Annotated in this window: 11 protein-coding genes; 9 read left to right on the forward strand and 2 right to left on the reverse strand. The window is 43.3% G+C overall.

Translation table 11 applies throughout. The annotated features are described in order from the left end of the window. The first annotated feature begins 194 nt into the window (after window positions 1–194). Both recJ and HZA08_13730 read left to right on the forward strand, forming a co-directional pair. Window positions 195–1,952, forward strand: a complete 1,758-nt coding sequence (gene recJ, locus HZA08_13725; protein MBI5194480.1) for a single-stranded-DNA-specific exonuclease RecJ — start codon at window positions 195–197, stop codon at window positions 1,950–1,952. Window positions 1,953–2,185: 233 nt separating this feature from the next. Beyond that, window positions 2,186–4,327, forward strand: coding sequence for a bifunctional (p)ppGpp synthetase/guanosine-3',5'-bis(diphosphate) 3'-pyrophosphohydrolase (locus HZA08_13730; GenBank protein ID MBI5194481.1), 2,142 nt, complete (start codon window positions 2,186–2,188; stop codon window positions 4,325–4,327). Window positions 4,328–4,472: 145 nt separating this feature from the next. Here HZA08_13730 and HZA08_13735 read toward each other — a convergent pair whose 3' ends face one another. After that, complete coding sequence (locus HZA08_13735; protein ID MBI5194482.1) at window positions 4,473–5,195, reverse strand: pyridoxine 5'-phosphate synthase; 723 nt, start codon at window positions 5,193–5,195, stop codon at window positions 4,473–4,475. Between the two features lie 320 nt (window positions 5,196–5,515). Between HZA08_13735 and HZA08_13740 the strand changes: the two genes are divergently transcribed. Beyond that, window positions 5,516–5,836 (forward strand): XRE family transcriptional regulator, encoded by a 321-nt coding sequence (locus HZA08_13740; protein ID MBI5194483.1) that lies wholly within the window; start codon window positions 5,516–5,518, stop codon window positions 5,834–5,836. Window positions 5,837–6,164: 328 nt separating this feature from the next. Here the strand turns inward: HZA08_13740 and rnr are convergent, their stop codons facing one another. After that, window positions 6,165–8,297, reverse strand: coding sequence for a ribonuclease R (gene rnr, locus HZA08_13745; protein ID MBI5194484.1), 2,133 nt, complete (start codon window positions 8,295–8,297; stop codon window positions 6,165–6,167). Window positions 8,298–8,667: 370 nt separating this feature from the next. On the opposite strand from rnr, the gene HZA08_13750 reads away from it, so the two are divergent. The 6 genes from HZA08_13750 to HZA08_13775 all read left to right on the forward strand — a co-directional run bounded on the left by HZA08_13750 (window position 8,668) and on the right by HZA08_13775 (window position 14,385). Beyond that, window positions 8,668–8,997 carry a (2Fe-2S) ferredoxin domain-containing protein gene (locus HZA08_13750; protein MBI5194485.1) on the forward strand — a complete coding sequence of 110 codons (330 nt, stop codon included), beginning with the start codon at window positions 8,668–8,670 and terminating at the stop codon, window positions 8,995–8,997. Further along, window positions 8,994–9,755, forward strand: a complete 762-nt coding sequence (locus HZA08_13755) for an MBL fold metallo-hydrolase (GenBank protein ID MBI5194486.1) — start codon at window positions 8,994–8,996, stop codon at window positions 9,753–9,755. Before HZA08_13750 ends, HZA08_13755 begins: the two co-directional genes overlap by 4 nt. Window positions 9,756–9,876: 121 nt before the next feature. After that, window positions 9,877–11,142, forward strand: coding sequence for a Glu/Leu/Phe/Val dehydrogenase (locus HZA08_13760; GenBank protein MBI5194487.1), 1,266 nt, complete (start codon window positions 9,877–9,879; stop codon window positions 11,140–11,142). A 3-nt stretch (window positions 11,143–11,145) separates the two neighbouring features. Then, window positions 11,146–11,595: a YaiI/YqxD family protein gene (locus HZA08_13765; GenBank protein MBI5194488.1), complete on the forward strand. Its 450-nt coding sequence runs from the start codon at window positions 11,146–11,148 to the stop codon at window positions 11,593–11,595. 98 nt (window positions 11,596–11,693) lie between these two features. Further along, window positions 11,694–12,002: a ferredoxin:thioredoxin reductase gene (locus tag HZA08_13770; GenBank protein ID MBI5194489.1), complete on the forward strand. Its 309-nt coding sequence runs from the start codon at window positions 11,694–11,696 to the stop codon at window positions 12,000–12,002. Between the two features lie 175 nt (window positions 12,003–12,177). Continuing rightward, the gene (locus HZA08_13775) at window positions 12,178–14,385 is read left to right on the forward strand and encodes a PAS domain S-box protein (GenBank protein ID MBI5194490.1); all 2,208 of its coding nucleotides are present in this window, start codon (window positions 12,178–12,180) and stop codon (window positions 14,383–14,385) included. Window positions 14,386–14,702: the final 317 nt, after the last annotated feature.

Consider the following 14,702-nt stretch of genomic DNA (forward strand, 5'->3'; position numbering starts at 1 on the left):
TATGCGGTATAATCCCATAAATTGTATACGTTTTACATCCCAAGCCCAACTAATAGAGAATTATAAGTTGACACCTCTATACCATTTGGCTAAGATAACCTAAAATAACGCAAATATTTCGAATAACACGAATCAATAAAATACATAATTTGTTTATTCGTGTCATAAGTGTTCAAAGGAGATTAGGTATTTTTATGCAAAAAAGATGGGTGATTGTAGACCGGGATGTTGAATTGGAAGGGCATTTAAGCAGGGAACTTAATATTAATGTGCTAACCTCAAGGATATTGATTAACAGGGGGGTGCGTGATGTTAAATCAGGGAAGGAGTTCTTGAATATTTCTTCAGCTAACCTGCTTGACCCTTTTCTTATAAATGATATGGATAAGGCTGTCCGGCGTATCATAAAGGCAATACAAACTAAGGAACGGATCCTCATATTCGGCGATTATGATGTTGACGGCGTGACTGCAAGTACCCTTTATAAGGAATATTTTAAAAGTCTCGGTGTTGAGGTTCAATTGCATATACCTGACAGGATGACGGAGGGGTATAGCCTGAACGAAGCGGCCATGCACAAGGCAAACAGTGATAGGTGTACTCTGATTATTACTGCCGATTGCGGGACTTCATCAATAGCCCCTGTCAAGCTCGCACAGGGCCTTGGGATTGATGTGATTGTGACAGACCACCATGAGCCGCCTGAGGTTATGCCTGAAGCGTATGCCTTATTAAACCCGAACAGGCATGACTCAACATATCCTTTCAAGGGATTAACAGGAGTCGGTGTAGCCTTTAAATTGATTCAGGCTATTTCACATACAATAGCTGTCAAAAGCAATCCCACTTCTGACTTCTGTCATCTTACTTCAAACATTGATATATTTTCTCTTCTTGACCTTGTTGCCCTCGGTACTATTGCTGATGTAGCGCCGCTTACAGGAGAAAACAGATACTTTGTTAAAGAGGGACTGAGGCTCCTTACAGAAGCGAAAAGGATTGGAGTCGCTGCACTTAAAGAGGTTTCAGGGATTGCCGGCGGGGAGGTGAATGTCGGGACTGTGGGGTTTATGCTTGCACCGAGGATCAATGCCTCCGGCAGGCTTGCAAGGGCTGATTCAGCAGTAAGACTCCTTTCATCTGAAGACATGGGGGAGGCGCTGGTTATTGCAGGCCATCTGGATAGGACAAATCAGGAGAGGCAAAAGATTGAGACTAAGATTAAGAATGAGGTCAGAGAACTTGTACTCAAAGGAGGAGATATTGAAGGGAAAAAGGTAATTGTGCTGGCATCAAAAGAATGGCATCAGGGGGTGATAGGGATTGTGGCCTCCAAGATTGTGGATGAATTTTACCGGCCATGTATACTTATTCACCTTGATGAGGATGGTACAGGCAAGGGGTCAGCAAGGAGCATCCCCGGTTTCAATATATTTGAGGGACTTGAGGGCTGTAAAGACCTGCTTGACCGCTTCGGCGGGCACAAGTATGCGGCAGGCCTGAGTATTCAGGAATCCAATATACCGCTCCTGAGGGAGAGGCTGTCATTTCTGATTTCAGAGAAGTTAAAGGAACAGGACTTTATACCTGTGATCAAGATGGATGCGGAGATAGGGCTTGAAGATATAAATTTCCCATTGCTTAAAGAAATGACACTCCTGCGTCCGTATGGTGTCTCAAACCCTGAGCCGGTAATCTGTACAAAAGGGCTGAGTATCATGGAACCCAGGGTTGTTGGAAAAGACCATCTCAAGATAAAACTGAAAAAGGGAAAGACCTTTCTGGACGGTATTGGATTTAGTATGGCATCAGCGTATAATAATCTGATAAAAAGTAGTGATAATTTTGATGTAGCATATACCCCGGAACTCAATTTATATAAGGGGACTTATGGGATACAGTTGAGGCTGAAGGATGTTAAGCAGGGGGAGCAAGGGCAAGAAGAGGCATGAAGCAAGATGCAAGAGGCAAGATGTAAGAAGAGGCAAGAAACAAGAAGTAAGATGTCAGAAGCAAGAAACAAGAGGCATGAAGCAAGATGCAAGAGGCAAGATGTAAGAAGAGGCGAGAAGTAAGAAGTTAGAAGTTAGATATGAGGCTCTTCCTTCATTCTTACCTCTTACTTCTTGCTTCTCGTTTCTTACTTCTGCCTGTATTCCCCTGATTTAGCAAAGAGACAAAGACGATGCCTAACGTAGAAGGACTTATAGAAAAGGTATTGGAATATATACCCCATGCTGATGTGGGGCTTATAAGACGGGTATATGCATTTTCTGCCAATGCCCATAAGGGACAGGTACGCAAGTCCGGTGAACCATTTCTGAGGCATCCACTTGAAGTCGCCCATATACTTGCGAGAATGAAGATGGATATTGCATCCATAGTTGCCGGTCTTTTACATGATACAGTAGAGGATAGTCTTACCACCAGCGAAGATATTGCAAAGGAATTCGGCAGGGACATTGCCGACCTTGTTGAGGGGCTTACAAAACTCAGCAAGGTTGAGTTTATGTCGAGGGAGGAGAAGCAGGCAGAGAACTTCAGAAAGATGATCATCTCAATGGGTAAGGATGTCAGGGTCATACTGATAAAGCTTGCAGACCGTCTGCACAACATGAGGACACTATCCGCATTAAGTATTACTCAGCAGAAGAGGATTTCACAGGAGACAATGGAGATATATGCCCCCATTGCCAACCGGCTTGGTATAGGGTGGATGAAGATAGAACTTGAAGACCTTTCGCTCAGGTATCTGAAACCGGATATCTATACTGACCTTGCAAAAAAGATATCACTGAAAAAGGCTGAACGGGACAGGTATATACATCAGGTGATTGAGATTGTTAAACAGAATCTCAAGATTTACGGGGTCACTGCAGAGGTTTATGGCCGGACAAAACACTTTTACAGCATATACCAGAAGATGGAGGCACAGGGGGTGCCCTTTGAAGAGATATATGACCTGACAGGGATACGTATTATTACCGACACAAAGGTCAATTGCTATACCATACTCGGCATGATCCATTCACTCTGGATACCGGTACCAGGACGGTTTAAAGACTATATCGGGGTACCCAAATCTAATATGTATCAATCACTGCATACAACTGTTATCGGCCCCGCAGGACACAGGGTGGAATTTCAAATAAGGACAGATGATATGCACGAGGTTGCTGAAGAAGGTATTGCGGCACACTGGAAATATAAAGATAAAGGTCAGGCAGAGGCTAAAGATAATCAGATATATAACTGGTTAAGACAGATGGTTGAATGGCAGAAAGACCTCTCAGACAGTAAGCAGTTCTTAGATTCAGTTAAGGTGGATCTGTTTCCTGATGTTGTGTATGTGTTTACCCCAAGGGGGGATGTTAAAGAGATGATAAGGGGGGCGACTCCTGTTGATTTTGCATATTCTATACATACGGAGATTGGGAATAAATGTGTCGGGGCAAAGATAAACGGAAAGATGGTACCTTTGAGATACCAATTAAAGAGCGGCGATACAGTAGAGGTTATAACAAATCCGAATCATGTGCCGAGCAAAGACTGGCTGAAGTTTGTTAAGACTCCGAGTGCAAGGGCAAAGCTTAAGCATTACATAAAGACTGAAGAACGGAAACGCAGTCACGAGATCGGGCGAAAGCTTATTGAAAAGGAACTGCACAGGATAGGGTCAAGCTTCACTGCTGTTAATAAACTGGAAATCCTGAAGGATGTATTTAATGAATACAGTGTTAAGGATATTGAAGAACTGAGTGTATTGGTAGGATATGGAAAGGTTTCTCCAAAGCAGATCATGAAGAAACTGTTTCCTGAGAGTGTAGAGAAAGAGGAAGGTAAGGAGAAGGAAGAGGCGCCGAAACGAGTGCGTGTACCTGGAGGGGTAAAGGTAACGGGTATAGACGATATACTTATACATTTTTCAAAATGCTGTAACCCTGTACCAGGTGATAAAATTTTAGGATACATTACGCGGGGAAGAGGCATATCCATTCATACCCCGTCGTGTCCTAACATTGATGAGCTGGACTATGATAAAGAACGCCTTGTATCGGTTGAATGGGATACTACCGAACCGATTACATATCCTGTAAGAATATCTGTTTCAACCATAGACCGGCCGGGTGTCCTCGCCAGCGTCTCAGCGGCAATAACCTCTTCTGCCGCAAACATCAGCCACGCAGAGATAACCACCACAGAGGACAGAAGGGCCATCCTGAACTTTATTGTTGATGTAAAAGACTTAACCCACCTTGAGAGGGCAATACAAAAGATTGAACAGGTGAACGGGGTAGTGCAAGTCAGAAGGCTCATGGGAAGGTGAGATTAGTAAGCAGTGAGCAGTGAGCAGAAGTTAGAAGCAAGAAGGAAGAAGTAAGATGCAAGAAGTTAGAAGCAGGAAAAGAGGTTGTCATTCCTGAAGTGTTTTATCGGGAATCTGGTATTTTATTTTTATCATTTCGTACTCATCACTTGGAATTTGAAATGAGTTTCTTCATTTCCCTGACTGCGGCTTCCATGCCGACGAATAGGGCGCGGGAGATGATGCTGTGGCCTATGTTTAATTCTTCAATCTCTTTTATGTCTGCGATTGCTGTTACGTTTTTATAGTTGAGTCCGTGGCCGGCGGATACCTTTAAACCTATCTCTCTTGCATACAGGGTTGCGTTTACTATCTTCTCCAGCTCTTTTTCCCTCTCAGACCGTGTAGAGGCATTTGCGTATCTACCTGTATGAATTTCAATTATTTTTGCGCCGGTTTCCAACGCAGACTCAATCTGCTTTGTATCAGGGTCAATAAATATTGAGACCTCTATATCATTTTCATGGAGTGTTTTTATTACCTTCTTTAGCCTGCTCTCCTGTTTTATGACATCAAGACCGCCTTCTGTGGTAAGCTCTTCTCTACGTTCCGGTACAAGAGTAACAAGGTCAGGATGAATCTTTGAGGCAATCTTCACCATCTCATTTACAGCAGCCATTTCAAGATTCAGGTGAGACGTAACTATTTTCCGTAATAGCTCAAGGTCCCTGTCCTGTATATGCCTCCTGTCCTCACGGAGATGACACACGATGCCATCCGCCCCTGCTGTCTCAGCAAGGATAGCAGCAGCAACAGGTTCAGGCTCAACCCCGCCCCTAGCCTGCCTAACAGTAGCCACATGATCAATGTTTACACCAAGCCTTGTCATAGGAAGTGTTATTATTGCAGAAAAATCCTGTATAGGCAAGAGGCAATAGCTGCTTTTTATTTGACTCTCTTTCACCCCACCAACTTAAAATCTATCCTGATTAGTTCCCGAAAATTAGAACCATTCCCTTGTGGATTTCTGTGCACTTGCAATTTATGCCAAATCCGGCATATAACCAATGCTGATATTGTTTATGCCCTGCACACATTCCAGAAAAAATCCAAAAGCGGGATAGCAACGCCAAAGAAGGATTTGGATTTAATACAAACGCGCCTGCAACAGGCAGAAAAGCACCATGCAGGCAAAGAGGAGAAAACTAAATGAAAGACATTACTATAAGCAAAGGCAATGTATTTGAAGACGTAGGTCTGTCCGAACCGGCAGACCGACCGGCAAAGGCGGAGCTTGCCCGAAAGATCGCCGAAATCATCAACAATCGTCATCTTAACCAGATTGAGGCTGCCCGTCTTCTGGGAGTAGATCATCCCCAAATTTCTGCCATCATGAACGGCAGGCTTTCAGGCTTTTCATTGGAACAGCTGTTTCAATTTCTTAATATCATGGGGCGGGATATACAGATTGTAGTCAGGCAGAAGCCCCGCAGCAGGAAGAAGGCGGGATTAATGGTCATTTGTCCGTAATATTTCTATAGGAAGTAAAGCTTTAACGGATGAATGGACTAAAAAGTGATATTTCAAGACCTGTCCCTGTCCTGTTTCCCCTTATCATCCCCCTTTCCCTCCTCTCTATTGAGAGGAGATTATAGTATTAAGGGGGGTCAAATTTATATGACGATAGGGGGTCAATTCTATTTTACTATCTACATGTTGGCACATAAATACGGTATAAATATATCTGCCGGTTTCATACATTGCATCAGCAGTATCCATATCATATTTCACTCTTTCAAGCCATTTTTGACAGATTGATTTTTCCATTACTTTTATAGTCTATTTACAATATATTTTATTATATTACCAACTTAAAATCTATTTTCTTCTTTTCCATGTCCACCTTATCTACCTTTACTTTTACCTTGTCTCCCAGCCTGAATGTTTTTCCGAGTCTGTCTCCTACGAGGCGGTGGGCTTTTTCATCACGTCTGTAGAAGTCGTCGTACATTGATGTGACGCGGACGAGTCCTTCTACGAGTATGTCATCTAATTCCACATAGAATCCATAAGCTGTAACGCCGGAGATTACGCCGGTGTATTCTGTGCCGGCCTTGTCCTGCATGTATTCCAGCTTCTTTAATTCAACTACCTCTCTTTCAGCATCCATTGCAAGCCTCTCGCGCTCTGATGAGTGTTTTGCAATGTCTATCAGCCGGTCTTCGAACTTGTTGAACACCCCCCCACGCCCCCCCTTGAACAAAGGGGGGGAATTCTCGTTGTCCTTTGTGCGGCTGTGTTTCATGAGTTTCTCACTCTCCTTTATCATGCGGTGAACAATGAGGTCAGGGTAACGCCGGATGGGGGATGTGAAGTGGGTGTAGTGTTCGGATGCAAGGCCGAAGTGGCCAATGTTCTCAGTAGAGTAACGTGCCTGTTTCATGGATCGGAGCAGTAGCCGGTTAATCAATACCTCTTCCGGTTTTCCCTTTAACTTGTCTAACATTCTCTGAAATGTCTTTGGCTGTGTATGGTCTAACCTTGCCTTATATCCGAGGCTGTCAATGAACTCATTAAACACCATTATCTTCTCCTCATCCGGTGTCTCATGGACACGATATATAAAAGGCACGGGTTTACTACCTACATGAACTGCAACTGTCTCGTTTGCTGAAAGCATAAACTCTTCTATAATCTGATGAGCTATATTTCTTTCAGCAAGAACAATATCAACGGCCTTGCTCTGAATATCAAGGACAATCTCAGGTTCAGGGAGGTCAAAGTCTATGCTCCCCCGCTTTATCCTCTTTTTCCTCAATCTCAGACATAGTTCTTTCATCAATTGAAATGTATCTAAGAGTTCCCCATATCTCTCAATCAGCTCCTGATCCTGGTCTTCAAGAATCTTTTTCACAGAAGTATAGGTCATGCGTTCATTACTGTTAATCACACTCTCATATATGCGGTAATTAATGCGGTTGCCTGCCTTATCAAACAGCATCTCTGCTGTTAATGTGAGGCGGTCTTCCTGCGGGTTCAGACTGCATATACCATTTGAAAGCCTTTCAGGAAACATCGGGATAACCTTATCAGGAAAGTAGACACTTGTCCCACGCGAGTATGCCTCTTTATCAAGGGCAGTGCCCCATGGGACATAATGACTGACATCTGCAATATGCACCCACAGCATTACACAGCCGTCAGGCCTTTTCTCTATGGACACGGCATCATCAAAATCCCGTGCCCTCTCACCATCAATGGTAACGGTTTTAAGATTACGGTGGTCAACCCTGCCTTTCAGCATAGCATCCGTAATCGCTTCAGGGACATTCATGGCCTCTGCAAGCACCTCTTTTGGAAATTCTGAAGGAAGGCCGTATTCCTCTATAATCATATCCGTATCAATACCACGTGCCGTCTGCTGACCGAGAACCTTTATAATCTCACCTTCAGGATTTCTTGCACTCTGGGGGTAGGAGATAATATTTGCGACTACAATATCCCCGTCCTTTGCCTTATTAAAAGACCGCTGGGCGATGAAAATATCGTAACAGACCTTCTTATCAGAAGGTATTACAAAACCGAAGTTTCTCCCTTTCTCAAATCGTCCCACGACCTTTTTATAAAATCTCTCTAATACCCTTATAACCCTTCCCTCTATACGTCCGTCTTCTTTAACAGCCTCAATCCTTGCCACAACCTTGTCATTATTCATTGCCCCAGTCATATACCTTCGTGGGATAAAAACATCCGGTTCACCTTTTGTGTCAGAAATCAGAAAACCATACCCGTCAGCATGACCTTGAAGAATACCGGTTACAAGGTTCATCCTTGCAGGGAGACCGTAACGTTCGCCTCGTATCTTAACAATCAAGCCCTCTTCTAACATGTTATGTACAATCTTGTTGAACTCCTTGCGGCCTTTTTTGGATACACCAAGTACCTCACCAAGCTCTTTTAAAAGAAGCGGCCGGTATGCCCTGTCCTGCATAAGATTTAGTATGTCATTCTTGTCTAATTTCACTCGTAAATCACCCCCCCATACCCCCCCTTGTAAAGGGGGGGATTTTTAATGCCCTTTGTGAAACCGCAGTTTCATGACAGTTCACTCGAAGATCCCCTCCGGCGGGGTAAGAAAACCCCGCCTATCCATTTCTATGAGTATAGGCGGGGTTTTCTTACCCCGCTGATTTTCATGTCCCTTTGTGAGCGAGTCGCTCATGTATGTTTAATTCGTTTCTCTTACTTCTATCTTCTTGCTTCTAACTTCTGCTAACTGCTTACTGTCTTTAATCCCTCTTGACAGTTTCTATCGAGTTAGGTTAACGTATTTTATTAAAAAATGAAAGGGGAAAGAAATAATGGCTAAACCGAAATACCACATTTTAGTATGTACAAACACACGGCCGCCCGGTCATCCTAAGAGTTCATGCGGAGAAAAGGGTGCTCAGGGTGTTGTAATGAAATTCAGTGAGGAGCTTGAAAAGAGGGGGCTTTTTGGTCAGGTAATACTGAGCGGTTCCACATGTATAGGGATGTGTAATTTCGGCCCTATTGTTCTGGTTTATCCTGATGCAGTATGGTACCGCGGGGTTACGGCAGATGATGTTGCTGAAATAATGAATGAACATATAATGAACGGTAAGCCTGTTGAAAGGCTGATGATACCGGACAGTGCATGGGGTGAATGAAGATACTTTTCTTAGGTTCCGGCACATCAACCGGTGTACCGGTCATAGGATGTAATTGTGCTACCTGTCAGTCAGACAATCCAAAGAACAAACGGACAAGGGCATCCATACTTGTCGGCAGTAATAACAAAAATATCTTGATAGACACTGCAACTGATTTAAGATTCCAGGCCCTTACCCATAAAATAGAAAGAATTGACGCAGTATTTTTTACACATGCACACGCTGACCATATTCATGGCATTGACGAGTTGAGGAGTTTTAATCTCCTGCAGGGTGCAGCTATCCCGTGTTACGGAAGCAGTGATACCATGAATTCTATAAAAGATAAATTCGGATATGTGTTTAATGACTCAGGAAATAAAAACTGGACACCCAGACTGATAATAAATATTGTTGAAACCGGGTTTGAACTTTTCGGGATAACCATATTGCCTGTTAAGATATTTCACGGAGAAAACATGATACTCGGCTATCGCTTAAACAACGTGGCCTATTTAACTGATTGCAATGGTATCCCTGATTATTCTATGAGTGTTCTCAGGGATGTATCTGTTCTCATTTTAGACGCAACAAGGTATCAGCCTCACAACAAACACTATGGCCTTTCAGAGGCCATTGAAGTAATAAAAGAACTTAAACCAAAACGTGCTGTTTTAACTCATCTCTCCCACTCATACAACCATGATAAGGTGAACTCAGAACTTCCTGAGGGGATTGAGTTGGCGTATGATGGGATGGAGATTGAAGACGAGTGAGACGGCAGAAGCAAGAAGCAAGAAGTAAGAAGTAAGAAGTAAGAAAAAGAAAGATAACAAAGATATGTTCCCTCCCCCTTGATGGGGGAGGGTTAGGGTGGGGGTGAGCTTGGAGTACACTATGCAAAAGGTTCCGGCTGAATTTGATTCGCCTACTTATGTAGATGTTTTATCACAGCTTGATGCTGCGGCTGAATGGTTGTGCCTTGATCGTAATATATGGAACAGGTTGAGACTGCCGCAACGGGCGTTGTGTGTTTCCATGCCGATACGCATGGATAGCGGTGATGTTCATGTGTTTCAGGGGTTCAGGGTTCAGCACGATTCATCGCTTGGTCCGACTAAGGGCGGGATACGTTATCATCCGGGAGTTAATCTCGGTGAAGTTGCAGCACTTGCAATGAACATGACATTGAAGTGTTCCCTTGTGGGCCTTCCTTATGGCGGCGCAAAGGGCGGGGTCAGGTGTAATCCCAAGGACCTTTCGAAAAAGGAACTTCAGCGGCTCACGAGACGTTTCACATCTGAGATATATATGGTCATCGGGCCGGATCACGATATACCTGCTCCTGATGTAGGTACAAATGATGAGGTAATGGCATGGATGATGGACACCTATAGCCAGCAGAGAGGATATGCTGTACCGGGCGTAGTCACAGGCAAACCAATTTGCATCGGAGGCTCGCTCGGCAGGGAAGAGGCAACAGGAAGGGGAGTGGTATACATTACTATGGAGGTATTAAAACATCTCGGTATAAAGCCTGAGGAATCTACTGCTATTGTACAGGGATTCGGCAATGTGGGTTCGATTGCCGCACGGTTCTTAACTGCATCCAATATTAAGGTAACAGGAATAAGCGATTCAACATGCGGTATATTCAACAGGAATGGACTTGATATTACAAATGTAGTCTCCTACAAAAAGAAAAAGCATACACTTGAAGGTTATCCTGATGGAGAATTTATAGATAATAAAACCCTGATGGAAACTGATTGTACCATTCTAATTCCTGCCGCACTCTCCGGACAGATAACCGAAGAAAACGCAGGCAGGCTGAGATGCAAAGTAATTGTAGAAGGTGCAAACAGCCCCACAACAAGAGAGGCTGATGCGATATTAAATGATAAAGGAATATTTGTCGTGCCTGACATACTCGCAAACTCCGGCGGTGTTATTGTCTCATATTTTGAGTGGGTGCAGGACCTGCAGAAATATTTCTGGAAGGAAAAAGAGATAAATGAACGTCTCCATGAGATCATCACCGTTGCCTTTGACAAAGTGTTAAAGTTTTCTGTCTCGGAAAATATCGCCATGAGAAAGGCATCAATGGTAATCGCCATAAAAAGACTCGCAGACGCACATCTGGCAAGAGGGCTGTATCCATAAGACATGAATATATACGTTGATGCAGATGCTTGTCCGGTTAAAGAGATTATCTATTATGAGGCCCGTGACAGGGGGGGTCATGTGGTAATGGTCGTTAGTATGGCACATGCCATCGGCTCTATGGAGGGGATGGATGTTGTACGGGTGGACTCTGCATTTCAGGCAGTTGATATTGCAATAGCAAACAGGGCAGATGAAGGGGACATTGTTGTAACATCCGATTATGGCCTTGCAGCCTTAGTCCTTGGAAAAGGGGCAATAGCACTCTCACCATCCGGCAGATTATACAGCGACCACAACATTGACACACTACTTGAGAAAAGACATGCCTCTCACAAGCAGAGAAAAAGAGGGGTAAGAATAAAGGGGCCTAAGGCAAGGAAGAAAGAGGATGATGAAAGCTTTAGGAAGACGTTGGTAAGGCTGATGACAGGTAGCAGTGAGCAGAAGTAAGAAGTTAGAAGCAAGAAGCAAGAAGCAAGAAGGATTATCGCTCAATAATTCCCTCGCCTTCAAGGGGAGGGTAAGGGTGGGGATGGGGTGGTTTTAGAGTGAATCCAGAATCAATTACAAAAATAACACGAATGGTGGAAAAGTATGCATCAAAAGGCCCATACCATCTCCACCCTGACAAAGACAAGGTGCGGTCAATAATTGAAGGGCTGGCGGTGAACCTTGAAAGATACGGGCGGCCGTATTGTCCCTGTATGCCTGTAGAAAAGTGCATTAAAGCCGGCATAAGGCACGTCTGTCCCTGCGAACAACACAAAGAAGATATTGCAAGGCAGGGGTATTGTGACTGTGCCCTTTTTGTGAGAAAGGAATTTCTTAATACTTATACCCAAATTGAGCGATTTTGAAACCAGCCGTTTTTGAGACACTGCATTATTCAAATCCAATTTATTGGTGTCGGCAGCAGTTGACTTCGTACCTGCTTTAGTGTATAGAATGTGATACATAAGTACTCTCTCCGTGCCCATTCATAACTACTTAAACTTAAAATATATTAGGATTTATTGAATAAGGATAAGGATCGTGAAGGAATTATCACCCTCCAGGATATTTAACTTACCCATAAAGGCAATCGGTATTGCCTTACTCGTCAGTACCTTAATAGTTGTATTTTGTCTTATACAATATCTTTATTTGGAGAAACGAAATAGTGAATTACAAAGCAGGCACCTTTCTCTTTCCCTCAACGTCGGCAGAATTATGCTTCTGGATGAAGTGCTTACAATGTCTGCCCGTATGGCAGCCGCAACAGGAGATATGAAATATGAGGACAGGTATAACCAGTTTGAACCGGAATTGGACATTCTTATTAACGACACACTTAAATTGTTTAAGGGTAAACAGACGGATGTTTATGTAAAACAAACGAACCGGGCAAATATGGAACTCGTGCAGATGGAAAGGAATGCCTTCTCTCTGATACGGGAGGGGAGGAGGGATGATGCCTCGTTTCTATTGAACAGTCCTGCATACCTCAGGCAGAAGGTAATATACTCCGGCGGCATGAGGCAGACCCTTTCAATCCTTGAGACAGAAAGCGAACTTCTTCTTTATAGGGAGAAGGTTTACAGGATTATATTTTACGCTTTCAGCATTATTGGAATTGCGATTATTTTTGCTGTATGGCTTTCCTCAATCCGTGCCATGCGGCGATGGATAGCCGGACGAATGGAAACTGAGTCCAATTTAAGGGAGTCAGAGGAAAGATACAGGGATTTATTTGAGAATGCCAATGACCTGATACAATCCGTTGATGAGAATGGAGGTTTCATCTATGTAAACAGGAAATGGAAGAATGTACTTGGTTATACTGATGAAGAGATAAAGAATCTAACATTGGTTGATATTCTGAGAAAAGACACTATCCCGCATTGTATGGAGATATTCAGAGAACTCCAGAAAGGCAAAGAGATTGAAAATATTGAGGCAGTCTTTGTGACAAAATGCGGAGATGAGGTCTTTGTGGAGGGTAAGGTTGGGGCAAAGATGCAGGATGGAAAATTTATCTCAACAAAAGGGATATTCCGTGATGTTACTGACAGGAAAAGGCTTGAGACCCAATTGCTTCATGCAAAGAAGATGGAGGCAATAGGTCAACTGGCAGGCGGGGTTGCACATGGATTTAATAATATCCTGACTTCAGTTATAGGATATGCAGACCTTCTCGGCATGAAGCTCCATTCCGGGGACTCATTAAAGGGTTATGTTGACCATATTATTCAATCATCTGAAAGGGCCGCTGGTCTGGCAAGAGACTTGCTGACATACAGCAGGAAACAGTCAGTGAACTTGCGGATTCAGGATATTAATGAAATTATAAAGGCCTCAGAGGTATTTTTATCGCGGGTAATCAGTGAGGGGATCAATCTTAGGCTGATACTTTCTGATGATAAGATGCCGGTTATGGCAGACCGTAATCAGATGGAGCAGGTGTTGAGGAATCTTGTGACCAACAGCACAGAGGCCATGCCGCACGGCGGCTTTATCATTATCAGGACAAGTCGTTATTATATAGACGATACATTTATTAAGGATAAGGGGTTTGGGAAGACAGGGGAATATATCCTTGTGACTGTTAGTGATACCGGTTCAGGAATGGATGAGAAGATTAAGGAAAAGATATTTGAACCGTTCTTTTCCACAAAAGAGTTTGGGATGGGTACAGGGCTTGGACTTTCTATTGTCTATGGGATTATTAAACAGATGAAAGGGTATATAGATGTTGAGAGCGAAAACAGTAAGGGTACAACATTTTCATTGTATCTGCCGCTCGCAGAGATAAGACATGACAATGAGTTATCTTCCTTAGATAAAATACCTGCAGGCGGTAATGAAACTATACTTATTGCAGAGGATGAAGGTCTTGTCAGGCGCTTCATGAAGACCGTGTTTGAAGAGTTCGGATATAAAGTAATTGAGGCAACAGATGGAGAAGAGGCTGTTAAAAGATTTGAGAACAATAAAGATAATATTGACCTTGCACTACTTGATGTAGTCCTGCCTTTCAAAACAGGGGCAGAGGTTTATCAGGAGATATTTAAGGGAAAACCTGATATGAAATTTATTTTTATCAGCGGTTATCCAAAAGGATTTATGAACAATGAAGCCTTTTATAATAAAACAGGCATAGAGTTTATAATGAAACCCGTCTCTACCAAAGAGCTGCTAAGCAAAGTTAGGAGTGTTCTGGACAAGGATAATAAGACCCCGCATGAAATGATACCAACCTAACATTGACTTTATTATATGATTATGTTTTTATATACCATTTTCATGATGGAAAGTGATAATAGATAAGGAAACACTCATGAATCGTTGGCTCACAAAGGGCCATGAAAATCAGCGGGACAAGAATGTCCCGCCTATCCTCGTAGATAGGGATAGGCGGGGTTTTCTTACCCCGCCGGAGGGATTTTCGGATGAACCGTCATGAAACGGAGGTTTCACAAAGGAGGATGAAAACCACCCCCCCAAGCCCCCCCTTGTTAAGGGGGGGAAAGTTCCTTTGGTGCTCAATGGCCAACGGCAATCCCCCCCTTTGTTCAAGG

The sequence above is a fragment of the Nitrospirota bacterium genome, assembly GCA_016212215.1.
Classification (GTDB): Bacteria; Nitrospirota; 9FT-COMBO-42-15; order HDB-SIOI813; family HDB-SIOI813; genus JACRGV01.

Excerpts from the sequence above, each read along its gene's own strand:
- HZA08_13740 (MBI5194483.1), top strand. The coding sequence starts at position 5,516 with ATGAAAGACATTACTATAAGCAAAGGCAATGTATTTGAAGACGTAGGT.
- HZA08_13735 (MBI5194482.1), bottom strand. The coding sequence starts at position 5,195 with ATGACAAGGCTTGGTGTAAACATTGATCATGTGGCTACTGTTAGGCAG.
- rnr (MBI5194484.1), bottom strand. The coding sequence starts at position 8,297 with ATGCAGGACAGGGCATACCGGCCGCTTCTTTTAAAAGAGCTTGGTGAG.
- HZA08_13730 (MBI5194481.1), top strand. The coding sequence starts at position 2,186 with ATGCCTAACGTAGAAGGACTTATAGAAAAGGTATTGGAATATATACCC.
- recJ (MBI5194480.1), top strand. The coding sequence starts at position 195 with ATGCAAAAAAGATGGGTGATTGTAGACCGGGATGTTGAATTGGAAGGG.
- HZA08_13765 (MBI5194488.1), top strand. The coding sequence starts at position 11,146 with ATGAATATATACGTTGATGCAGATGCTTGTCCGGTTAAAGAGATTATC.
- HZA08_13755 (MBI5194486.1), top strand. The coding sequence starts at position 8,994 with ATGAAGATACTTTTCTTAGGTTCCGGCACATCAACCGGTGTACCGGTC.
- HZA08_13750 (MBI5194485.1), top strand. The coding sequence starts at position 8,668 with ATGGCTAAACCGAAATACCACATTTTAGTATGTACAAACACACGGCCG.
- HZA08_13760 (MBI5194487.1), top strand. The coding sequence starts at position 9,877 with ATGCAAAAGGTTCCGGCTGAATTTGATTCGCCTACTTATGTAGATGTT.